Raw genomic sequence first — 22104 nt, 5'->3', positions numbered from 1 at the left:
AGCGCGCCACCCGATCGAGGGATTGTAATCCGGATTGCAATACCGGTACCGTCGGGTCCAGCGCGATCGCGGAGAACCGTACCTGGGTAGGCGGTCGGCGGCAGGTTCAACATCCCGGAGTAGCCATGACAGAGCTTGATGCGTTGCTGTCGGAGGTGGGGCGTCGCGGGTTCATGTGGCACCTGTTCCGCGCCGACCGGTACGGGCCCGAGGTGCTCGCCGGCGTGTTCCAGCACTCCGGCTGCGCGGACGTCGTCGTCCTGACGGATGTCGAGTGCGCACACGCCTATCGGCTGGCGACCGGTGTCGACACCGACGTGTTCGCCCCGGTTCGGGTCAGCTGGTGGTACGTCGCCAGTCCTGTATGGACACTGCGGGCCCTGCTGACGTTGGCCGAGCCGACCGACCGGCATCGCCCGGACCCGTTGGTCGCACCGTCGGGGTTCGGGGTGCCCGGCGATCGCGTCCCCGTCAGCCTGCGCCGCAGGCCGCACACGAAACAAGGAGCAACATCATGAGTGCCACACCGTTCGCCCTGATCAGCGTCGAGGACCGGACCAAGGTTGTCGCCTACGGGCTCGACATCGACCTGCCGTCGGGACACGACGTCATCACCTTCCGGCGTGAGCCCGGCGGCCAGCCCACGTTCTCCGTTCACCAGTCGGTGGAACGGGCCCAGGACCGCTACAACATGCTGACGCCGCTGGAACTGGTGTGGGAGCCCGACTGCGCCTGCTCGGCCGGCGAGGAACCGCGCGACTCAGTTGCCGACGCCGGATGAGTACACGATCTGACCGGGCTCACGGCGTGATCGGAAAGCTCGCCTGGAAGGCCAGTCTGCGATCGGCGTCCGCCGCGATCCGGTCGAGTTCGTCGTCCAGGGACATGAAGACCTCCCAGGTCGGCTGACCGTTGGCCGTCGCCAGGTGTTCGGTGATCAGGTGCTCCAGTTCGGGCACCCGCTTGGCCTTCCACACCTTGTCGGCCAGGCTGACCAGCAGGTCCTCGACCCCCACGCCGGCGGCGGTCCACGACGCGTGGGTCCTGGCGAAGCGCGCCAGGGGTTCCTCGACGCCACGGGCCAGCAACAGCTCGTACCCGGCGTGCTCGTGGGCCGAGCCGGGGCCGGACAACTCGTCGAGGTGCTCGACCTTGCCGATGTCGTGCACGGCCGCGCCGAACTCCACCGCCGCCCGGTCGAACGCCACGCCCGGGTGGTGTCGCCGGATCCACTCGGTCAGCTGGCAGGCCACGTCGTGCACCGCGCGCAGGTGCGCGACCAGCCGGGGTGCGGCCCGCACGTCGGTCAACAGCACCTCGACCCCGGGCGGCAACGGCCGCAGGTCCAGCTCGCCGGAGTCGGTCATGGCGCGGCGCGACAGATCCGGGGACATCTCACCACCTTAGCCAGGCGCGTGACCAGGCATTAGCCAACGCAACGTGGACGGGGCGCGATCTGCCGGCCCGCGCCGCCGCCACGTTCACTCGGGAGAAGGAGACCGACACGACCACCCGGAGTGGCCATGAGCGAGCTGGACGCGTTGCTGTCGGAGGTGGGCCGTCGCGGGTTCACCTGGCACCTGTTCCGCGCCGACCGGTACGGGCCCGAGGTGCTCGCCGGCGTGTTCGAACACCCCGGGTGCGCGGACGTCGTCGTCCTGACCGGCGACGAGAGCGCGCACGCCTACCGGGTGCCGACCGGCGCCGGCACGGACGTCCTCGCGCCGGCGCTGGTCAGCTGGTGGTACGTCGCCAGTCCGGTGTGGACACTGCGGGCGCTGCTGACGCTCGCCGAGCCGACCGGCCACCACCACCAGCCCCTGCTGGTCGTGCCGTCGGGGTTCGGGGTGCCCGGCGACCGCGTCCCCGTCCGGCTGCGCCGCCGCGATCAGGGCTCGACCCGCGCGGGGTGACGGGCCAGCGCCCTGGCGATCAGCTCGGGAGTGGCGCCGAGATAGCCGGTGGGGTCCAGCAGCGCCGGCAGGTCGACCTCGACCGACGTCAGCTCGGCCGCCAGGGCCTGCGCGAACGACACACCGGGGGTCGCCGACGCCCTGGCGACCAGCTGTTTGGCCGCCGCCCGGCCCAACCCCGGGGTCAGGGCGGCGGCCAGGCGCTCGGCGAGGACCGCGCCGCCGGTGAGGGTCAGGTTGGCGCGCATCCGGTCGGGGAAGACCTCCAGACCGGACAGCAGCCGCACGGCCGTCGCCGCCGCGCCCGTGGTCAGCCGCAGGGACTCGCGCAGCGGGTGCCACTCGGCCTGCCAGGCGCCGGCCGGCCGTTCGTCCTCGGCGAGCACCGACCCGAGCAGGACCGTGGCGTGCGCCGGGACCTGGCGGGCCGCCGCGACGATCATCGTGGCCAGCGCCGGGTTGCGCTTGTGCGGCATGGCCGACGACGCGCCCCGCCCGGCGGCCGCCGGCTCGGCCACCTCCGCGATCTCCGTGCGGGACAACACCTGCACGTCCAGGGCGATCTTGCCCAGCGCCGCCACGGTGAACGACGTGGCGGCGGCCAGGTCGGCCACCGGGGTGCGCACCGTGTGCCACGGGACGACCGGCTCGGCCAGGCCCAGCTCGGCGGCGAAGGCGGCCAGCAGCGCCGGGCCGTGGGCGGGGTCGCGACCGGCGTACTCGACGTAGGACGCGAGCGTCCCGGCCGCGCCGCCCAGCTGCGCCGGCAGACGCAGGGCGCGCAGGCGATCCCGGGCGTCCAGGGCCAGCATCAGCCAGCCGGCCGCCTTGAGACCGAACGTGACCGGCACGGCGTGCTGGGTCAGGGTGCGCCCGGCCATCAGGGTCCCGGCGTGCCGCGCGGTCAGCTCCGCCAGGGCGTCGGCGGTGCGGGTCAGGTCCGCCCCGGCGGTGGCGACCGCCCGGGTGGCCAGCAGCATGGCGGCCGAGTCGAGGACGTCCTGGCTGGTGGCGCCCCGGTGGACGTACTCGGCGGCCGCCGGGGCGACCCGGTCGGTCAGGGCCTTGACCAGCGGGACGACCGGGTTGGCGGCGTCGCGGGCGGCCACGGCCAGCGCCGACAGGTCGAACGCGTCAGGGTCGGCGGCCGAGGCGATGGCCTGCGCCGCCGGCGCCGGAACGACCCCCAGCCGGGACTGGGCCCTGGCCAGCGCCACCTCGACGTCGAGCATCGCCGCGAGCCAGGCGCGGTCGTCGAACGACGACGCCGTCGCGGCCCACACCGGGGTGAGCAGGCCGGTGTCCATCACGGCACCCTACCGCCGGGTCACCGGCGTCACCGTCCGCAGGAACTGGACGAAGTCGCCGATCAGCTCCTGGTAGCGCCTCGGCGCGCAGGTGAACATGAACTCCACCGTCGCCCGTTTGTGCGGGTCGTCGACGTCGGGCATCGACAGGTAGACCTGCTGCTGGAGCAGCCGCACCTCGCGGCCGTTGTCGTTGACGACCAGGCCCAGCAGCTGGGTGAAGCCCGGGGCGCGCGACGACCCGGCCGGCGTCCGCTTGATCACCTCGACGGTCGCGCCGGTGCGCAGCCGCTCCAGGGACTCGTCGGCGATGGTCGCCGGGTCGACGCCGTCGCGGCGGTAGCCGCTGATGCTGATGTTGGTGGAGACCCGGTCCGGACCCATCGACGAGGACGGGTGCTTGGCGACGAACAGCATCCCCGGCGCGCCCGCCTCGGCGGGGTCGGCCGGGAACCAGCCGTTCGGCAGCTCGAACGAGATCGGAACCGGAAGTGTCATGGTCGGTGCCATAGCCTAGAACAACCCTCCGAACGTGTCGCCCGCCCAGTCGCCAACGTCGCCGGCGATGTCGCCGACCGCGTCGGCCGCGTCGGACACCGTGTCGACGACCTCGCCCGGGTCGATGGTGATCTCCGGCGAGATCGAGCCGCCGACGCCGATCGCCGCGCCCAGCTCACCGCCGATCACGAACTTGCCGTCTTCCATGCCGATGTCCAGGTCGGCGGCGACGCCAACGCCGGCCCACGCCTCGCCGGTGATCGCGCCGCCGACCCCGCCGACGTCGCCGGACAGCGTGCCCTCGGCCTTCGCGCCGGCGAACGCCTCGCCGCCGGCGTGCAGGCCGTCGGCACCGATCGACAGGTCGCCGGACGCCTCGGCGCCGACCATCACCTCGCCGGACGCGCCGGCCTCCAGGATGCCGTACTGGATCGAGCCCTCGGCGTTGGCCTGGAGCAGGTAGGCCCCGGCGTTGGCGCCCATGGTGAGCCCGTCGGAGCCGATGGAGAACTCCGCGCCGGCCTCCGCGCTGAGGAACTGCACACCCGCGCTGCCCGACAGGGTGGCGTCGCCCAGCTGGATCTCACCCTCGGCGTTGGCCTCCCACAGGGCCACGTCCGCGCCGGCCTCCCACAGTGCGACGCTCCAGTTCGGGCCCTTGTTCTGGTCGTCGTCGTCGCCGGTGTCGTCGCCCCACTGCCGCATGTCGTCGTCGCCGACCGGGCCGTCGTCGCCGATGTCCCAGGAGTCCTGGGTGACGCTCAGGCCGAACTCGTCGATCGCGTCCTGGGCGACCTGGCTGGCGGTGGCCAGCCACTCCGGGGCGCCAGCCTCGCCGCCGGCTCCCGCGCGTAACGCCGCCGCGGCCGAGTCGCCGGCCTCGACCAGGGTCGTGCGGGCCTCGGTGAGGATCGTCTGGGCCTCGGTGCGCTTGGCCGTGCCCGGGTCGTCGAAGGGCGCCAGCTCGGTGTCCGGTAAGCCCATGCTCCGGTACTCGGCCAGGGTCTCGTTGTAGCTGGTTCTGGCCGTGGCGGTGGCCGCCTCGCCCTGTTCCCACAGGTCGATGGCCTCCTGCGCCTGGTCCTGGGCCCAGCTCAGGGTCTCGGCGTAACCGGTCAGGGTGGTTCCGGCCGAGGTCAGCGCGTCGGCCGCGGTGAACCAGTTGGCCTTCTCCTGGCCGAAGGTGTCCCAGAAGGCGCTGCACGCCTCGCCGAACCAGCCGGGGGTGTCCACCCGGCCGATGGCCTCGCCGATCGCCTCCAGGGTGGCGCCACGGGTGGTGAGGGTGCTGGCCGCCCCGTGCACGGTTTCCGGTGATCCGGGGACCAGCGCCGTTCGGTCGGTCGTCTCGCCCAGCTCTGCTGCCATGTCCGGTCGCTCCCCGTCACTCCGTGGCGCCGGCGAGCGCCTGCACGCTGTCCACTTCGGACTGGGCGTAGGACTCGGCGGCGGCGCCGAGCATGCCGGCGGCCGACATCGAGCGGGAGCCGAGCACCGAGGTCGCGAGCTGCCAGGTCACGCAGAACTCGCCGAACGCCGCGAACAGGTCGTCGTGGCCGTAGGCCTGCGCGTCGCTGCCGCAGATGCTGTCCAGGCGCAGCTCGGCCAGCGGGTCCAGGCACTCCAGGATCTCGGTCGCGCTGCTGGTCAGTACCTGTGGATCGACGTCGTAACCGTCGGGCATCCCCGTTGTCCCCTTTGCTGGCTGAAGTGTGGTCCCCCAGGACGGCGGCCGAGGCAGGGGGCCGCGGCGGCGAAACTATAACCAGCGCCCCACCGGGCCTGTCAGGTGATCACCCCACAATCTCACCCGGATCGGATGAGGCCGGCGGAAAATCCCTTGTGGATGGTGCTGTCATGACAGCCAGTGCGAAGCCGAACATCCTGGTCATCTGGGGCGACGACATCGGTATCACCAACCTGAGCTGCTACAGCGACGGCCTGATGGGGTACCGCACGCCGAACATCGACCGCATCGCGCGCGAGGGCATGCGCTTCACCGACTCCTACGGTGAACAGAGCTGCACCGCCGGCCGGTCGTCGTTCATCACCGGCCAGAGCGTGTTCCGCACCGGACTGTCCAAGGTGGGGATGCCGGGCGCCGACGTCGGGCTGCGCGCCGAGGACCCCACGATCGCCCAGCTGCTCAAACCGCTCGGCTACGCGACCGGGCAGTTCGGCAAGAACCACCTCGGCGACCTCAACCAGTTCCTGCCGACGGTGCACGGCTTCGACGAGTTCTTCGGCAACCTGTACCACCTCAACGCCGAGGAGGAGCCGGAATCGCCGAACTACCCGTCCCGCGAGGACTTCCCGCGGTTCAACGAACAGGCGCGGCCCCGGGGCGTGCTGCACAGCTGGGCCACCGACGAGGACGACCCGACCGAGCACGGCCGCTACGGCCGCGTCGGCCGCCAGCGCATCGAGGACACCGGTCCGCTGACGAAGAAGCGGATGGAGACCATCGACGACGAGATCCTGGAGCACGCCACCGACTTCATCGACCGGCAGGCCAAGGCGAAGACCCCGTTCTTCCTGTGGTTCAACACCACCCACATGCACCTGCGGACCCACCCCAAGCCGGAGAGCCTCGGGCAGGCCGGCCGCTGGCAGTCTCCCTACCACGACACGATGATCGACCACGACAAGATCGTCGGCGCGCTGCTCGACCAGCTGGACCGGCTCGGGATCGCCGAGAACACGATCGTCGTGTACTCGACCGACAACGGCCCGCACATGAACACCTGGCCCGACGGCGGCATGACCCCGTTCCGGTCGGAGAAGAACACCAACTGGGAGGGCGCCTTCCGGGTGCCGCAGCTGATCCGCTGGCCGGGGAAGATCGCGCCGAACACCGTCAGCAACGAGATCGTCGGCCACCACGACTGGCTGCCGACGTTCCTCGCCGCCGCCGGCGAACCGGACATCATGGACAAGCTGCGCGCGGGGCACAAGGTCGGCGACCAGACCTTCCACGTGCACATCGACGGCTACAACCTGCTGCCCTACCTGCTGGGCGAGGAACGCAGCAGCCCACGGCCGGGCTTCATGTACTTCTCCGACGACGGCGACCTGCTGGCCATCCGGTTCGACAACTGGAAGGTCGTGTTCATGGAACAGCGGGCGCCGGGAACGCTGCGGCTGTGGGCCGAGCCGTTCGTGTCGCTGCGCGTGCCCAAGCTGTTCAACCTGCGCACCGACCCGTTCGAGCGCGCCGACGTCACGTCCAACACCTACTACGACTGGTTGCTGGACAACGACTTCATGATCTTCGGTGCCCAGGCGCTGACCTCGCGGTTCCTGGAGACCTTCCGCGAGTTCCCGCCCCGGCAGAAGGCGGCGACCTTCACCGTCGACCAGGCGATGGCCAAGCTGGAAGCCGCCATCACCTCCGGCCGATGACCGCGCTCGCGTCGTGGCGCGACACCCCGACCCGCGCGGCGATCGTCGAGTTCGTCGAGGCGGTGAGCGGGGACGGGCCCCGGCACGTGCCGGTCGAGCGGCGGGTGGCCGTGCTGGACAACGACGGCACCCTGTGGACGGAGAAACCCATGCCGGTGGAGCTGGGGTTCATCCTCCAGCGCCTGGCCGCCATGGCCGACCAGGACCCGACACTGCGTGACCAGCAACCGTGGAAGGCCGCCCACGAGGGTGACCACGCCTGGCTGGGCAAGGTCGTCACCGATCACTACCAGGGTGACGACAGCGGGGTGAAGGTGCTGATCGGCGGGCTGCTCAAGGCGTTCGACGGCATGCCGGTCGAGGAGTACGTCGACCGCGCGACGGTGTTCCTCGACCACGCCCGGCATCCCAGCCTGGACCGCGACTACCGGGATTGCGGTTTTCTGCCGATGGTCGAGCTGCTGGGCTACCTCGCCGACCACGACTTCACCTGCTACATCGCCTCGGCCGGCGACCGGGACTTCATGCGGGTGATCAGCAACCCGATGTACGGCATCCCGCCCGAACGGGTGATCGGCAGCTCGAACGCCCTGCGCTACGAGGAGGACGACCACGGCGGCGCGGTCGTCTACGAGTCCCGCCCGGACTTCTTCGACGACGGCCCGGTCAAGCCGGTGCGGATCTGGAGCCGCACCGGCCAGCGCCCGATCCTGTCGGTCGGCAACGCCAACGGCGACCTGCCGATGCTGCGCTTCACCGGCGGGCGCGACCTGCCGGCGCTGCGGATGCTGGTCCGCCACGACGACGCCGACCGCGAGTTCGCCTACACCGCCGGCTCCGAGCAGGCCCTGGACGAGGCGGCGAAGCGGGGCTGGCCGGTGATCAGCGTCCGGGACGACTGGTCGACGGTGTTCGCCGAGACGCCATGACCAGCGACCTGACCAGCGACCTGACCAGCGACCTGACCAGGGACATGACCAGGGATATGACCGCCACCGTGGCCGCCACCGAGGACATGGTCTGGGTTCCCGGCGGCACGTTCGCCATGGGCTCGGCCGACCACTACCCGGAGGAGGCCCCGGTCCACGACGCCACCGTGGCCGGTTTCTGGATGGACCGGCACACGGTGACCAACCGTGAGTTCGCCCGGTTCGTCAAGGAGACCGGGCACGTCACGGTGGCCGAGCGGGCGCCGGACCCGGCGGACTACCCGGACGCCGAACCGGACAAACTCCTCCCGTCGTCGGTGGTGTTCCGCGCGCCCGACCGGCCGGTCGACCTCGGCGACATCCACAACTGGTGGACCTACGTCCCCGGCGCGCACTGGCGCCGTCCGCAGGGGCCGGGCAGTTCGGTGCGCCGGCTGGCGGGCCATCCGGTCGTGCACCTGGCGTGGGAGGACGCGTCGGCCTACGCGGCCTGGGCCGGCAAGTCGATCCCGACCGAGGCCGAGTGGGAACGGGCCGCGCGCGGTGGGCTGGACGGTGAGCCGTACGCGTGGGGCGCGGAACTCACCCCGGGCGGGCGGTGGCTGGCCAACACCTGGCAGGGCCGGTTCCCGTACCGGGACACCGGCGAGGACGGGCACGTCGGCACGGCACCGGTCGGCTCGTACCCGCCCAACGGGTACGGCCTGTACGACATGATCGGCAACGTGTGGGAGTGGACGTCGGACTGGTACGGCGCGCACGGCGCCGCCCAGGAGTCCTGCTGTTCGGCCGCGCGGTCCAGTGTGGACACCGAGGCTCCTGGCCCGGCGGTGCCTCGGAAGGTGCTCAAGGGCGGGTCGTTCCTGTGCGCGCCGAACTACTGCCGGCGCTACCGGCCGGCGGCCAGGATGGCCCACGCCGTGGACACGGCGACCTGCCATCTCGGTCTGCGCCTGGTCGTGCGGGTCAGCTGAGGGCGACCTGTCACATCCAGCCCTGCTTGGCCGCCTCCCACGCCAGTTGCATGCGGGTGCGCACGTGCGCCACCGCCATCAGCGAGCGCACCTTGCGCTGCACGGTCCGCACGCTCGTGCCCCGGTGCGCGGCGATCGCCTCGTCGGTCAGGCCGGCCAGCAGCATCGACAGCAGCAGCCGGTCGTCGGGGGACAGGACCGTCGACGGACCGGCGCCCTCGTCCACCCGCATCGGGACGGCGGTGGCCCAGACGTGCTCGAACAGGGCCAGCAGGGCGTCCAGGACCGCGCTTTCCCGGACGAGGACGCCGACCGGGGTGGTGTCGTCCTGCGCGATCGGCACCAGGGCCATCCGCCGGTCGACCGCCAGCATCTTGACCGGCAGCTTCGTGTGCACCCTTGCCTCGTCCTGCGGGCGCAGGTCCTGCTGGAGCACGGCGAGGTTGCCCGGCTCCTCCAACGCCCTGGTCTCGAAGATCAACCGGCCCCGGGTGGCGTTCGCCGGGCGGACGCGTTCGTTCGTCCGCACCGCGATCACCGGCGGCTTGACCATGTTGATCACCTCGGCCTTGGCCGAGCGCAGCAGCCCGATCGAGCAGTCACGCAGTTCGTCCAGGCCCCGCACGATCTCGAACACCCCGGTCGCCACCCTGGCCAGGGTGTTGGCCCGGTACTGGGTGGCCAGCCGGTCCAGCACGGTCTGCGCGGCGCGCAGCGAGCGGATCCGTTCGGCGATCAGCGACTCCACCACGCTCGGCGACGCGGCGACGAACCGCACCGGCGAGTCCGGGGTGCGGGTCGCCAGGCCGCGTTCGATCAGCCCGGCCAGCGCGGCCCGCACCTGCTCGCCGGACAGCCCCGTCGTCTCGGCCAGCTCGGCCTCGCTGGCCGACACCAGCGTCACCAGTTGGCCGTAGACCTGGTCCTCCTCCTGGCTCGCCCCGAGTTCCGCCAGCATGCGCCACCTCCCGCGACCGTCCAGGGTGGACAGGGAGGACCTTACGGCCGAACCCGCACCCGACCACCTGGTGTGTGGCCGAACTCCTTGGCGAAGGCCGCGACGAACGCCGAGGACGTGGCGTAGCCGACCCGCGAGGCGACCTGGTGCACCGGATGCAGTTCCAGCAGCGCGCGGGCGGCCCGCAGCCTGGTCAGCGTGCGCCACCGCGAGTACGACATGCCGAACTCGCGCTCGAAGTCGCGCTGCACGGTCTTGACGCTGGCGTGCAGCCGGGCGGCCCACTCGTCGAGCAGGGTCGGGTCGCCGGGGTCGCGGGTCAACGCCCTGGCGATCGTCATGGCGAACCCGGCCCCCACGGCGTGGTGGTCGACGAACTCGTGGGTCGAGGCCGCCAGCCCGGCCATGAGCCGTTCCCGGGCGGCGAGCGCGTCGGCCTCGGCGACCCCGGCGCTGGCGATCGAGACCAGCGCCCGCGCCGCCTCCGGGGACACCGACACCGCCCCGGTGCGCAGGCCCACCAGCGCCGGCGGCACCTCGCGCAGGCACACCCGGTACACCGCCTGCCCGCCGGCGACGGCCACCTCGTGGGTGACCGCGCGCCGCACCCACAGCGCCTCCCTCGGCGCGACGAACCCGCCGACGGTCGACAGCACACCGTCGGGGGACCAGTACAGCTGGTGCAGGAAGTCCTCGCGGCGCTCGCCGAAGTCGACCCGGCCGGCGCACCGGTAGGCGAGCACCAGGATCCCGCCGGGGCTGCCCAGCCCGTAGGCGTACTCCTCGCAGCGCACCGGATCCTGTCCGGAGTGGCCTGTGAGCCGCATCAGGTGACCTCTCATCGACATTCCACAGGGGATGGTAAGGCTAACCTAAACCCCGCTACCTGCGACGACGCGGTGCGCGATCCCCTGTTTCCCGTGATGAAGGAAGTCTGTCGATGTCCGTCCGTTTCCCCGTGCGTCTGGTCGGCGCGCTGGCCGCCACGGTCGTGCTCGCCTCCGGGTGCGGCGCCGCCGAGTCGGCCGAGTCCTCCGGTGAGACCCGCGTGTTCACCGCGGACAACGGCGAGATCACCATTCCCGTCGACCCGAAGCGGGTGGTCGCCACCGGCTACGCCGTCCCGGCGCTCATCGAGGTCGACGCGCCCCTGGTGGGCATCTCCACCTGGAGCCGGGGCCTGACGACGATGAACGAGCAGGACCGCGCCACCTACGACGAGCTGGACAAGATCGCCGGCGACGTCGCCGCGGAGACCAACTACGAGGCCATCGCCAACGTCGACCCCGACCTCATCGTCATCGGCGTGCCCAAACCGGTGCTCGCCGACATCGACCTCGCGCGGCTGGAGACCCTGGCCCCGGTCGTCGCCATCGGCCCCAACGAGCCGCGTCAGTGGCGGGAGCTGTCGGCCAGGCAGGCCGACGCCGCCGGGCGGCTCGACGAGCTCCAGGCGCTGAAGGCCACCTACGAGCAGAAGGCGGCCGAGCTGAAGGACACCTACGCCGAGGCGCTGAGTGGACTGTCCTTCGGCCACGTCGGCGGCTACGGCGACGTGTCGGCCGGCACCTTCCAGCGTGAGTTCGCCGGCTCCTGGGGCACCAACATCGCCCAGGACGTCGGCGTCGAGTACTACGGCGAGGTCAAGGAGAAGGGCCCGGGCTCGGCCGCGGTGTCGGAGACCCCCGCGATCGAGGAGCTGTCGGCCAGCCTCGGCGAGGCCGACGTGATCACCTACACCCTCGAACCGGACGGCTCGCCCGGCCCGTCGGTCCAGTACGTGCTCGACTCGCCGCTGTGGGCCGAGCTGCCGGCGGTGAAGGCCGGCCTGGCGTTGCCCGTGATGCACACCCAGGCCGCGACCTACGACGCCGCGCTGCGCACCCTCGACTCCCTGGACGAGGCGCTCGCGCCGCTGATGGACCGATGAGCCGCGTCGTCCACCCCGACTTCCCCGAGCGGGTCGCCGAGCACCAGCGCACCGGTGTCGGCCCGGTCCGCTTCGCCTACCCGATCGGCGTGCGGACCGTCCCGGTCGCCGCCCGCGAGGACCTGACCCCGCGCATGCTGCGGCTGACCCTGCGCGGTGCCGAGCTGACCGCGCTGCACACCTACCAGGCCGACGACCACGTCAAGATCGTGCTGCCCGACGAGGACGGCACGATGCGCGCGCCGGTGCCCAACGACCGGCAGATGCTCGACTGGCCGCACCCGCACCCCCGGGGCCGCGACTACACCATCCGCCGGCACACCGGTGACACCCTGGTGCTCGACGTCGTGCGGCACGCCGGCGGGCTGGCCTCGGAGTGGCTGGACGCGCTGGCGCCCGGTGACCGGGTGACCGTCGCCGGGCCGCCGGGCGGGCACGCGTTCCGCTACACCCACGACCGGTACGTGCTCGCCGTGGACGCCACCGGGCTGCCGGCCGCCGCGCGCTGGCTGGAGGACGCGCCGGCCGGCCCGCCGGTGCACCTGGTGGTGGAGACCGACGTGCTCGCCGAGCACGACTACCCGCTGCCGGAGCGGGACGGACTGGAGGTCGTGCGGCTGGTCCGCGACGGCGGGTCCTCCCGGCTGGCCGACGCGGTCGCCGCGCTCGACGCGCCGGCCGGCACGTTCCTGTTCGCCGCCGGCGAGGCCGGCGACATCCGGCCGCTGCGCCGCTGGCCACGGGAGCTGTCCTCGGTCACCGGCTACTGGAAGCGCGGAGTCGTCGCCCTTGAGCGGGAGTAGCCGGGGCGCGCTGCTGGCCGGCGCGCTCGTGCTGCTCGTGGCGGTCGCGGTGGTGAGCATGGGGTTCGGCGCCCAGGCCATCGCGCCGGGGCAGGTGTGGCAGGCGCTGGTCGCGCCGCACGGCGGGGTGGCGCGGGAGACGCTGCTGATCGTGCGGGACGTGCGGGTGCCCAGGATGGTGCTCGGGGTCGCCGTCGGCGCTGCGCTCGCCGTGGCCGGCGCGCTGGTCCAGACCACCACCCGCAACCCGGTCGCCGAGCCGGGGATCCTCGGGGTGACCGCCGGCGCGAGCTTCGCCATCACCCTCGGCACCGTGCTCGGACTGACCGGCTCGCAGTACTCCCAGCTGGTGGCGGCGGTGCTGGGCGCGGCGGTGGCCTCGCTGGCGGTGCAGGCCGTCGGGCGGACCTCGCCGCTGCGGCTGCTGCTCGCCGGGGTCGCGCTCACCTTCCTGCTCTCCGGGATCTCGCTGGCGATGCGGCTGACGATGCCCGACGCGTTCGACCGGTTCCGGTTCTGGGCGGTCGGCTCGCTGGCCGGCCGCGAACAGCTGCCGCAGGTCGTGCCGCTGGTGGTGATCGCCGCCGCGCTGGCCGGCGCGCTGCTGCTGGCCCGCCCGCTCTCGGCGCTGGCGCTGGGCGAGGACGTGGCCCGCACGCTCGGCGCGCGGGTGACGGCGACCAAGCTCGGGTCGCTGGCCACGGTGACCGTGCTGGCCGGCGCGGCGACGGCGGTGGCCGGGCCGATCGCGTTCGTCGGGTTGATCGTGCCGCACCTGGCGCGCCGGCTGGCCGGTGGCACGGTCGGCTGGCTGGTGGCGTTCTCGGCGGTGCTCGGGCCGGTGCTGGTGCTGGTGTCCGACATCGGCTCGCGGGTGCTGCTGGCGACCGGCGAGGTGCCGGTGGCGATCGTGACCGCCGTGCTCGGCGGGCTGGTGCTGATCGCGGTGGTCCGCCGTCCGGGGGTGCTGGTCCCGTGATCGTGCTGCGCGCCGGCCGGTTCTCGGCCAGGGTCGGTCGCCGGGCGCTGACGGTGACCGTCGTGCTCGCGGTGCTGGCCGTCGCGCTCGCGTTCACCGGCCTCGCCCGGGGCGCCACCTGGTCCCCGCCGGGCGAGGTGCTCGCCGCCCTGACCGGTCGCGGCGACCAGGTCCTGGTGATCACCCAGTGGCGGCTGCCGAGGGTGGTCGCGGCGCTGGTGTTCGGCGCGGCGCTGGCCCTGGGCGGCGCGGTGCTCCAACACCTGACCCGCAACCCGCTGGGCAGCCCGGACGTCCTCGGCCTGGACGCCGGCGCCTACACCGGGGCGCTGCTGGTGCTGACCGTCGCCGGCGGGAGCGCCACCCACCTCACCGTGGCGCCGCTGGCCGGCGGGGTGCTCACCGCGGCGGTGGTCTACCTGCTGTCGCTGCGCTCTGGCCTGGACCGGATGCTGCTGGTGGTCGTCGGGATCGCCACGCACGCGGTGCTGACCGCGGTCAACCAGTGGCTGGTGCTGCGGGCCGAGCTGGAGGTGGCGATGGCCGCCGGGTCGTGGAGCACCGGCTCGCTCAACGGACTGGACTGGGCCGACGTGCGGCTGCCGTTCCTGGTCATCGGCGTGCTGGCCGGTCTGCTGGCCGTGCTCTCCGGCGCGATGCGCCAGGCCGGGCTGGGCGACGAACTGGCGGTGACCACCGGCGTGCGCCTCGGCCGGCTGCGGGTGCTGGCGCTGCTGGCCGGTGTTGGCGCTACGGCGACGGTCACCGCGATCTGCGGGCCGATCGTGTTCGTCGCGCTCGCCGCCCCGCACATCGCCCGCCGCCTGGCCAGGGCCGACGGTGAGGCCCTGCTGCCGGCGGCGCTGACCGGCGCGGTGCTGCTGTTGGGGGCCGACCTGGTCGCCCAGTCGCTGTTCGCGCCGGTGGCGCTGCCGGTGGGCGTGGTGACCACCGCGGTTGGCGGCGCGTACCTGTTGTGGTTGCTGGTCAAGGAGGTGCGACGGTCGTGAGTCTGTCCGCGCGGGGGCTGACGTTGGCCTACGGGAGTCGGGTGGTGGCCAGCGGGCTGGACCTGGAGGTGCCGGAGGGGGCGTTCACCGCGATCGTCGGGCCGAACGCGTGCGGGAAGTCCACGCTGCTGCGGGCGCTGGTGCGGCTGCTGGCCCCGGCGGAGGGCTCGGTGGTGCTCGACGGCCGGGACCTGGCCGGGTGGCGGACCAGGGCCGTGGCGCACACGCTCGGGTTCCTGCCGCAGGGCCTGAGCGCGCCGGACTCGATCACCGCCGGTCAGCTCGTCGCGCGTGGCCGATACCCGCACCAGTCGCTGCTGTCGAGCTGGTCGGCCGGTGACGAGGCCGTGGTGGCCGAGACGATGGAGCTGGCCGGGGTGGCCGAACTGGCCGACCGGCCCGTGCGCGAGCTGTCCGGCGGTCAGCGGCAGCGGGTGTGGGTGGCGATGGTCCTCGCCCAGCAGACCCGGTACCTGCTGCTGGACGAACCGACAACCTTTCTCGACATCACCCATCAGTTCCAGCTGCTGCGGCTGCTGCGCCGGCTGCGCGAGCAGGGCCGCACGGTCGTGGCCGTGCTGCACGACCTCAACCAGGCGTGCCGGTTCGCCGACCACCTGGTGGCGATGCGCGACGGTCAGGTGGTCGCCGAGGGCGCGCCGGCCGACGTGGTGGACGCGGAGCTGGTCGGTGCGGTGTTCGACCTGGACTGTGTCGTGGTGCCGGATCCGGTCGCCGGGACGCCGATGATCGTGCCGGCGGCCGGTTGAGGCAAACCGCGAGCGCAGCGCGCGGTGCCTGGCGGGCCGGTTTCGTCCGGTTCGGGCGGCGGTGAAGTCTGGGTGGGGAACGTTGCTCCGAGGTCGCCGCGCTGGCTACACAACAGGCATGGACAGTGCGATCGAGAACTACGTGAAGATCTTCAACGAGGCCGTGCGCGACGGTGACTTCGCCAAGCTCGCCGCCGCGCACGCCGAGGACGGGGTCATCGAGCTGAACGGCATCCCCGCGCCGCCGATGCGGGGCCGGGCCGAGATCGAGGCCGGCTACCGCGCCAACCCGCCGTACGGGGAGATCAGGGTGGTGGACACCAGCACCGTGGGCGGGGTGCACGAGGTGAACTTCAAGTGGGCCGACGGCTCCGGCGGGGGACAGGTCAAGCTGACCCTCACCGACGGCCTGGTGGCACACAACGTGATCACTCTGGGCTGACCGGTACACGCTGGGTAGCCGACGGAGGAACTGGTGGCGCGTGGTGTGCCCGGTCGGGCACCCCCGCGCCGCCGAGGAGCGCGTCCCCCGAGGTCAACGCCGAATTCCTACCGGTCGGTTGGTTGCGTTCGGATTGCTCTGAACGTTCCAGCGACCGATGGCGAAAGAGGCAACACTTCTCCCATCGTGCGCGCTAAGGTTGGCTGGGCTGCGGAGGCGGATTCCAGCTGGGGGCGACCTGTGATCAAGGTGTTGCTTGCCGAGGACATGCACATGGTCCGAGGCGCGCTCGTAGCCCTGCTCGTCCTCGAACCGGACATCGACGTGGTCTCCGAGGTGGCCTTCGGCACCGGCATCCTGCCGGCGGCCCTGGAGTACAAGCCCGACGTCGCGGTCATCGACATCGACCTGCCCGGCAAGGACGGCCTGTCCGCGGCCATGGAGCTGCACGAGCGACTGCCCTCCTGCCGCACCCTCATCCTCACCAGCCTTGGCCGCCCCGGCACGCTGCGCCGGGCGTTGTCGGCCAGGGTCAACGGGTTCATCCTCAAGGACGCGCCGGCCGAGAAGCTGGCCAACGCCATCCGTGAGGTCTCGGTGGGCCGCCGGGTCATCGACAGCGAGTTGGCGCTGGCCGCCTGGGACTCCGAGGAGTGCCCGCTGACCAGCCGCGAGCTGGAGGTGCTGCGGATGACCGAGAGCGGCGCCAACGCCGTGGACATCGCCGCCCGGCTGTTCCTGTCCGCCGGGACCGTGCGCAACTACATGACGACCGTGGTCACCAAGCTCAACGCACGGAATCGTGTCGACGCGATCCGAATCGCCAAGGACGCCGGCTGGCTGTGAACAGGTCGTCGCCGTCCCTCGGCGCGGACTCCAGCAGCGGGATCGTGGCCACGAGCCGGAACCGGTCGTCGTCGAGCTGTTCGGTGGCCAGCTCGCCGCAGGCCGCCGCCAGCCGCTCGGACAGGTTGCGCAGACCGCTGCCGCCGGTGCCGTAGGGGTCCCCGCCCGGTTCGCGGGCCGCGCCGTCGTTGACCATCTCGATCCGCACCGAGTGCGACTCCTGGGCGATGACGATGTCGCAGCGCTCGGCCTTGCTGTGGCGCAGCACGTTGGTCACGCCCTCGCGCAGCACGGTCGCCAGCAGGGTGGAGACCTTGGCCGGCATCTCGTCGTACTCGCGGCGCAGGACGACCTCGACGTCGGCGGTGCGCAGCACCGACTCGGCGGAGTCGCACTCCTCGTTGAGCGAGAGGCGGTGGTAGCCGCTGGCGACCGAGCGGACGTCGGCGAGCGCGCGCCGGGACACGGTCAGGATCGCCGCCAGCTCCTCGCTGGCCTTGGTCGGGTGGTCGGCGATGAGCCGGCTGGTCAGCTCACTCTTGAGGGTGATGGCCGACAGGCTCATGCCGAGCAGGTCGTGCAGGTCGCGGGCGAACCGCAGTCGCTCCTTGGCCACCGCCAGTTGCGCCAGCTCGTTGCGGGCCGCGTGCAGTTCGTTGACCAGTTTGGTCAGCCGGCTCAGGCCGAAGACGACCAGGCCGGTGATCACCGTGGAGACGGTGGTGTAGGCGATGTCGGCGCCGGAACCGCTCAGCTGGCCCTGGATCCACCCCATGCTGGCCACGACGAGGACGAACAGCGGCACCGCGGCGCTGGCGTTCAGTACCAACAGGACACTGCCGGCCAGGAAGCCGGGCCGGCTCACCCAGGCCTGGCCGTACTGCAGCAGCGGCAGGTACACCAGGCACGCCTGGGCCAGCAGGGCCACATAGGACCACGGTGGTTTGGGGCGGTAGGAGGCCCTGCTGAAATAGGCGAGTTGCAGGGCGAGCAGAGCAACTGTGTAGGCGAGCGACAATGCCACTGTGATCGGCGGATTGCTGGTACTCAATATGCCGATCGAGGACATCACGCAGAAACCGATAAACACGGTTACCAGAACCGTGTTTGCCAGCAGTGGGGCCATATTCGATCTGTTGTGCACCCGTGAGCTGCCGTCGACCTTCGACGACAGTAAGTCGTCCTCCATGAAGGTTCCCCTGTCGTGCGCCCGTCCTCTGTAACGTTCGTTACCACAGTATACGGAAGCTATCCGAAATTGATACCGCGTAGAGGTTACCAATTAGGGCCGCTCACGGTGCCCGATGATGCATTCGCCGATGCCGACTTCCGTCGGCCAGTCGAGTCGGAGCGCCCGATCGGTGGAGTCGGTCGTGTCCAGCGAAAGCGGGCACGACGCGAGCCCGGCGATCGTCGCCACCAGGTGCAATGTCTGTTGCAGCGCACCGAGATGCATCAGCGTCGTGGCGTACCCCGATCCACTGGCCAGGGCCAGCAGCCGGTCGGCCCTGGCGGTCACCGTGATCAGCGCCGAGGGTCGCTCGTCGCGGCCGGCGGCCACCTTCGCGTTGTCCAGCAACCGGACCAGATCGCTCTCCGAGTCGTTGACCAGCGTCAGGAAGTGCCCGGTCGGATCGTAGTGGTAGATCCCGCGCGGCAGCTCGGCGCACCGGTTGATCGTCAGGTACAGCTCCAGCTCGTAGAGCCCGGCCATGCTCAGGTACGGCCGCTGCGCGGTCTCGGGGGCCGCCCCCGACTGGGTCCGCACCCTGGCCGCCCGGTAGAGCAGTTCGCCGATCTGGCGCTCGGCCAGCGGCCGGTCCGACACGTCCTGGCCGACCCGGTCGTACTCGATCACCTCGGTCAGCGACGGCTCGCCGTCCGACAGCTCCCCGGCGTCCGGTTTGTAAAGCGGAAAACGTTTGCCTGGCGGTACCTGCTTGGCCGACGGCGGTGGGTCCCCGCTGGGCGCCGGCGCCGGCGTGAGCTGGTCGAGGCCGTTGCGGGAACGGGTGTGGAACATCAGGTCGTGGTGGGACCACTGGGCCAGCGCCGGATCGGTGTCCTCGCCGAAGACCGCGACCGGCGGGGAACCGGGCAGCCACCGCCCGATCAGCACGGCCCCGGCCGCCACCAGGTACCCGACCAGGTCGGCCACCACCGCCCTGGACACCCGCAGCGCCGCCGCCAGCTCCTCGATCGAGGTCGCGATGCCCAGCGAGATCACCACCCGGTAGGCCAGCGACCGGTGCAGCGCGATCTGGAAGGGCGCCACCGACGACTCCAGCACCAGCTCGTCACGCCCGGTGCGGATGGCCGCGAACCGCGACAGCCGCAGCGGCTGGTTCTCCTCGACCGGGTGCACCCGGAACCGGGCGTGCTCGGCGGTCGGGACCACCGAGAGCAGCTCGCCGCCGCCGTCGTCCAGGTGCAGCGTGTGGATCACCGAACCGCTCACGGTGTCCAGGATCCGAGCCAGCGTCGCCCGCTCGACCGGGGCCGACGGCTCGATGTTGGCCACCGAGCTCGGGCCCATGCTCATCCGGACCAGCGCGTGGCGGATGGCGGTGGTCACGTCCTCGATGACGAACTCACCCCATCTGGTCACCGCGCGCAGGCGTGACTCGTCATCGTCCGGCTGCTCGATCAGGACGTCCTCGCTCAGCGCCCGCAGATGGACCCGCGCGGGCGGTGGCTGATCGGCCTCGGTCGGCATGACTGTGTACTCCTTGGCGTACGCCGGCCCCGACACTGGCACCGGCCATGGCATGACACGGCACCCGGCGATCTCGCCGGGTGCCCTGTGCGGCGATGTCACATGAAGAGTGGGAACGGGTTGAGCTCCTCGTAGGAAGTCGGCGCGGCGAGCCGGCCGAGCTGGACGGGAACGTCGTAGAGCCGGCCGGGACCGAACCGCGCCCAGAAGTGGCGCAGACCCGGCACGATGACCTTCACCACCGGCATGCCGACATCGGGCCGGGTCTGGTCGAGGACCAGCACCTCCATGCCCCGCTCGGCCAGCAGCGACTGGATCCGCGTGACGTCGGTCAGCAGGTCGTTGCTCGGCTGGTAGGCGTGGTCGGCCGGACCGCGCGGCGCCACGTTCTCCGCCGGCAGCAGGTAGGGCTGGTTGGCCACCGTCGCCTCCCGCCACCAGCGCAGGGCGTCCGGGTCGTCGCACTCGTACCGGTCGCCGTCACCCTTGGCGATCATCGCCGGCATCAGCTGGTTCAGCTCGGTCAGCGCCCGCCGCAACGCGACCCTCGGGTCCAGGTGCGCGCCGAAACCGAACATGATGTCCTCGCGGTCACCGCTACGGCGCCGGGTCACCGCGGCCATCGTCGGGATCCCGAGATCGGCGGTGACGTCCAGGACCCACACGTCGCGGTCGATGGCCGCGTAGGTGTCGCGCACCTCGGTCAGCCACGGGTCGCCGAACGCGTCGAGGTCCACGCCCGGCACCGGCGTGCGGTTGTACCACCACAGCGCCACCGAGTCGCGCTCCACCAGCTCCAGCATCCCCTGCAGGACGGCGTCCTCCATCGACGAGCCGGCGGCGTTGCCGTTGGAGTCGGCCTGCACGAACCGGGGGCCCGGCTCGACCGGCGCGCCGAAGTACAGCATCCCGGTCGGCAGCAGGCGATGGGTCTGGGCGGTCAGCGACCACACCGGCGACCAGTCCAGCTCGGCGTCGTCCTCGAACGGGTCGCAGACGTGCTGGAACTGCGAGTGGTTGGCGTTCCAGCCGGTGCGGTCACGGAACTGGCGGTCGTGGAAACCCTGGACCGTGCGCGGGTCCACCGCGCTCTCGCCCAGCGACTCCAGGCTGCCCCGGATGCGGGTCTCGTCGCCCTGGTAGGTGCCGCTGTAACGCTCGACGGCCTCGCACAGCGCGCCGACCTCGGCCTCCAGCCCGGTGACGCCCTTGCCGCCGTTCTCCATCCGCAGCGTCGCGCGCAGCACGTCGAGGGAGCGCACGTTCGACGCCGAGTTCTGGCCGGAGCGGTAGGACTGGAACAGCGAGGGGCCGCGCCGGTCGCGGTGGATCTCCTTGATCACGCCGGTGACCGGGCTGACCAGGTGCTGGTAGCGGGCCAGGGTCTCCTCGGGGGTGAGCGCGCGGTGCCAGCCGCCGGCGGCCTTGGTCCGGGAGGAGAGCACCACCGGGCGGGACACCTGCTCGCGCATCAGGTCCGGGTCACCGCAGAGCCCGCACTGCGGGCGGCCCCGCATCTCGTGGTGGCGGGAGGTCAGGTCGAGGCTGTCCATCACCCACACCGCGCGCTGGCCGGCGTAGCGCTGGCCGGCCAGCCACTTGGTGGCCTCCAACGCGACCAGGTCCATGGCGGCGCTGGACAGCGGGGTCACCGACGCCATCGGCGGACTGATCGGGCCGGGGCGGCCCAGCTCGTCGACCGCGCAGGTCTCGGCCAGGCGGTGGCTGCGCAGCCGCTCGGCCAGGCAGTACCAGCAGGAGGCGTTCCTGCCCTTGGGCTCGAAGAACGGGCCGATCCACAGCTGCGCGCCGGCCGGTTTGGCCAGCAGCCACGGGATGCCGACGACCTGCATCGCGTCGGCCATCTCGCCAAGGCACGGGTTGAGGTAGTCGTCGCAGATCACGACCGGGAGGTCGACGTCGAGGTGGGCGGGGTCCAGCGGCATGCCGGCGGTGACCGCGAGCCCGGCGGCGCGGAAGGCCGACCAGGCGGCGACGGTGTCGACCTCGCCGACGGTGAACACCGCGATGGACTTGGTCACCGTGCTGGCGACCGCCTCGTCGGCGTCGAGGCCGGCGGTGTCCCAGTACGCGAGGGTGGGCTCGTCGGCGTTCAGCTCGGTGTCCGAGCGGCGGACCGAGATCAGGCCGGCCTCGTTGAGCTGGTTGACGACCGCCTCGACCTTCTCCCTCGGCATGTCCTGCGGGGTGTCGTCGAGCAGCTCCTCCAGGCTGCGGGTGCCGTCGAGCAGCGGGGTGATCGAGGAGATGTCCGCGCCGCGCAGGGTCGTCATGCCGCGCTCGGAGAACAGGTAGGTGATGCCGTTGCCGACCTCGGCCCGTAGGTGGCGTTTGAAGCCGACCCGCTCCGAACCCACCTCGATGCCGGTCATGCCGCACGCCCCACGAGGGTGAAGGGTTCGTTCCAGTTGATCATGGGTGGCTCCCTCTGGACTCGAGTGGTACGACCTCAACGGCCCTGAAGGAAAGTGTCGGTACCACGCGCGTACGCGACCAGTGCCCGGATCATGAGTGGGGTATGCGTTTCTCATGTCTTGTCCCCAGAGTTTTCACATCGTCGTTCGTGCCGTGGTCACTGCCGGTGGCTCGATCGATCTGCGAGCGTT

At 71.7% G+C, this 22104-nt stretch carries 23 protein-coding genes; 13 read left to right on the top strand and 10 right to left on the bottom strand.

What is annotated here, in order from left to right; translation table 11 throughout:
• The first annotated feature begins 125 nt into the window (after positions 1-125).
• Positions 126-518, top strand: coding sequence for a hypothetical protein (locus BLA60_RS30795; protein ID WP_075136536.1), 393 nt, complete (start codon positions 126-128; stop codon positions 516-518).
• Positions 515-781 carry a hypothetical protein gene (locus BLA60_RS30790; RefSeq protein ID WP_075136535.1) on the top strand — a complete coding sequence of 89 codons (267 nt, stop codon included), beginning with the start codon at positions 515-517 and terminating at the stop codon, positions 779-781. Before BLA60_RS30795 ends, BLA60_RS30790 begins: the two co-directional genes overlap by 4 nt.
• A 19-nt stretch (positions 782-800) precedes the next feature.
• Here BLA60_RS30790 and BLA60_RS30785 read toward each other — a convergent pair whose 3' ends face one another.
• Entirely contained in the window at positions 801-1394 is a 594-nt protein-coding gene (locus tag BLA60_RS30785) for an HD domain-containing protein (protein ID WP_075136534.1), read from the bottom strand.
• 129 nt (positions 1395-1523) lie between these two features.
• Between BLA60_RS30785 and BLA60_RS30780 the strand changes: the two genes are divergently transcribed.
• Positions 1524-1913 (top strand): hypothetical protein, encoded by a 390-nt coding sequence (locus BLA60_RS30780; RefSeq protein ID WP_075136533.1) that lies wholly within the window; start codon positions 1524-1526, stop codon positions 1911-1913.
• Here BLA60_RS30780 and BLA60_RS30775 read toward each other — a convergent pair.
• The 4 genes from BLA60_RS30775 to BLA60_RS30760 are packed head-to-tail and all read right to left on the bottom strand — an operon-like array spanning position 1889 to position 5402.
• Positions 1889-3220, bottom strand: a complete 1332-nt coding sequence (locus BLA60_RS30775) for a lyase family protein (RefSeq protein ID WP_075136532.1) — start codon at positions 3218-3220, stop codon at positions 1889-1891. The two genes, BLA60_RS30780 and BLA60_RS30775, sit on opposite strands and share 25 nt — an antisense overlap.
• Positions 3221-3229: 9 nt before the next feature.
• The gene (locus tag BLA60_RS30770; RefSeq protein WP_084735469.1) at positions 3230-3718 is read right to left on the bottom strand and encodes a hypothetical protein; all 489 of its coding nucleotides are present in this window, start codon (positions 3716-3718) and stop codon (positions 3230-3232) included.
• 15 nt (positions 3719-3733) lie between these two features.
• A complete protein-coding gene (locus BLA60_RS30765) occupies positions 3734-5086 on the bottom strand; it encodes a putative T7SS-secreted protein (RefSeq protein ID WP_075136530.1) in 1353 nt (450 codons plus the stop codon).
• A 16-nt stretch (positions 5087-5102) separates the two neighbouring features.
• The gene (locus BLA60_RS30760; protein WP_075136529.1) at positions 5103-5402 is read right to left on the bottom strand and encodes a hypothetical protein; all 300 of its coding nucleotides are present in this window, start codon (positions 5400-5402) and stop codon (positions 5103-5105) included.
• 173 nt (positions 5403-5575) lie between these two features.
• On the opposite strand from BLA60_RS30760, the gene BLA60_RS30755 reads away from it, so the two are divergent.
• Genes BLA60_RS30755 through BLA60_RS30745 form a run of 3 tightly spaced genes read left to right on the top strand, consistent with a single transcriptional unit; the run spans position 5576 to position 9023 of the window.
• Positions 5576-7120: an arylsulfatase gene (locus BLA60_RS30755; RefSeq protein WP_075136528.1), complete on the top strand. Its 1545-nt coding sequence runs from the start codon at positions 5576-5578 to the stop codon at positions 7118-7120.
• Complete coding sequence (locus BLA60_RS30750) at positions 7117-8049, top strand: HAD family hydrolase (RefSeq protein WP_075136527.1); 933 nt, start codon at positions 7117-7119, stop codon at positions 8047-8049. The genes BLA60_RS30755 and BLA60_RS30750 overlap by 4 nt, the downstream gene beginning before the upstream one ends.
• Positions 8046-9023, top strand: a complete 978-nt coding sequence (locus tag BLA60_RS30745; protein ID WP_245812247.1) for a formylglycine-generating enzyme family protein — start codon at positions 8046-8048, stop codon at positions 9021-9023. The genes BLA60_RS30750 and BLA60_RS30745 overlap by 4 nt, the downstream gene beginning before the upstream one ends.
• A 10-nt stretch (positions 9024-9033) precedes the next feature.
• Here BLA60_RS30745 and BLA60_RS30740 read toward each other — a convergent pair whose 3' ends face one another.
• A complete protein-coding gene (locus tag BLA60_RS30740) occupies positions 9034-9981 on the bottom strand; it encodes a helix-turn-helix domain-containing protein (RefSeq protein WP_075136526.1) in 948 nt (315 codons plus the stop codon).
• A gap of 41 nt (positions 9982-10022) precedes the next feature.
• The gene (locus tag BLA60_RS30735) at positions 10023-10808 is read right to left on the bottom strand and encodes a helix-turn-helix transcriptional regulator (RefSeq protein WP_245812245.1); all 786 of its coding nucleotides are present in this window, start codon (positions 10806-10808) and stop codon (positions 10023-10025) included.
• A gap of 113 nt (positions 10809-10921) precedes the next feature.
• On the opposite strand from BLA60_RS30735, the gene BLA60_RS30730 reads away from it, so the two are divergent.
• The 7 genes from BLA60_RS30730 (at position 10922) to BLA60_RS30700 (ending at position 16761) form a co-directional block, all read left to right on the top strand.
• The gene (locus BLA60_RS30730) at positions 10922-11911 is read left to right on the top strand and encodes an ABC transporter substrate-binding protein (RefSeq protein ID WP_075136524.1); all 990 of its coding nucleotides are present in this window, start codon (positions 10922-10924) and stop codon (positions 11909-11911) included.
• Positions 11908-12714, top strand: coding sequence for a siderophore-interacting protein (locus BLA60_RS30725; protein ID WP_075136523.1), 807 nt, complete (start codon positions 11908-11910; stop codon positions 12712-12714). The genes BLA60_RS30730 and BLA60_RS30725 overlap by 4 nt, the downstream gene beginning before the upstream one ends.
• Positions 12701-13693, top strand: coding sequence for a FecCD family ABC transporter permease (locus BLA60_RS30720; protein ID WP_075136522.1), 993 nt, complete (start codon positions 12701-12703; stop codon positions 13691-13693). The genes BLA60_RS30725 and BLA60_RS30720 overlap by 14 nt, the downstream gene beginning before the upstream one ends.
• Entirely contained in the window at positions 13693-14703 is a 1011-nt protein-coding gene (locus BLA60_RS30715; RefSeq protein WP_075136599.1) for a FecCD family ABC transporter permease, read from the top strand. Before BLA60_RS30720 ends, BLA60_RS30715 begins: the two co-directional genes overlap by 1 nt.
• Entirely contained in the window at positions 14700-15473 is a 774-nt protein-coding gene (locus tag BLA60_RS30710; RefSeq protein WP_211288909.1) for an ABC transporter ATP-binding protein, read from the top strand. The genes BLA60_RS30715 and BLA60_RS30710 overlap by 4 nt, the downstream gene beginning before the upstream one ends.
• A 118-nt stretch (positions 15474-15591) precedes the next feature.
• Positions 15592-15915 (top strand): nuclear transport factor 2 family protein, encoded by a 324-nt coding sequence (locus BLA60_RS30705; RefSeq protein ID WP_075136520.1) that lies wholly within the window; start codon positions 15592-15594, stop codon positions 15913-15915.
• Between the two features lie 240 nt (positions 15916-16155).
• Complete coding sequence (locus BLA60_RS30700; protein ID WP_075136519.1) at positions 16156-16761, top strand: response regulator transcription factor; 606 nt, start codon at positions 16156-16158, stop codon at positions 16759-16761.
• On the opposite strand, the gene BLA60_RS30695 is transcribed toward BLA60_RS30700, so the two are convergent.
• The 3 genes from BLA60_RS30695 to BLA60_RS30685 form a co-directional block, all read right to left on the bottom strand.
• Entirely contained in the window at positions 16703-17812 is a 1110-nt protein-coding gene (locus BLA60_RS30695; protein WP_162293033.1) for a sensor histidine kinase, read from the bottom strand. The genes BLA60_RS30700 and BLA60_RS30695 overlap by 59 nt on opposite strands.
• Before the next feature lie 231 nt (positions 17813-18043).
• Positions 18044-19477 carry a SagB family peptide dehydrogenase gene (locus BLA60_RS46320; RefSeq protein ID WP_075136517.1) on the bottom strand — a complete coding sequence of 478 codons (1434 nt, stop codon included), beginning with the start codon at positions 19475-19477 and terminating at the stop codon, positions 18044-18046.
• Positions 19478-19575: 98 nt separating this feature from the next.
• Positions 19576-21870, bottom strand: coding sequence for a TOMM precursor leader peptide-binding protein (locus BLA60_RS30685; protein ID WP_075136516.1), 2295 nt, complete (start codon positions 21868-21870; stop codon positions 19576-19578).
• Positions 21871-22104 lie beyond the last annotated feature (234 nt).

Source organism: Actinophytocola xinjiangensis (assembly GCF_001921215.1).
GTDB classification, from domain to species: domain Bacteria; phylum Actinomycetota; class Actinomycetes; order Mycobacteriales; family Pseudonocardiaceae; genus Actinophytocola; species Actinophytocola xinjiangensis.
Note: the sequence above shows the minus strand (reverse complement) of the source record. Positions and strands in the feature narration are given on the sequence as shown.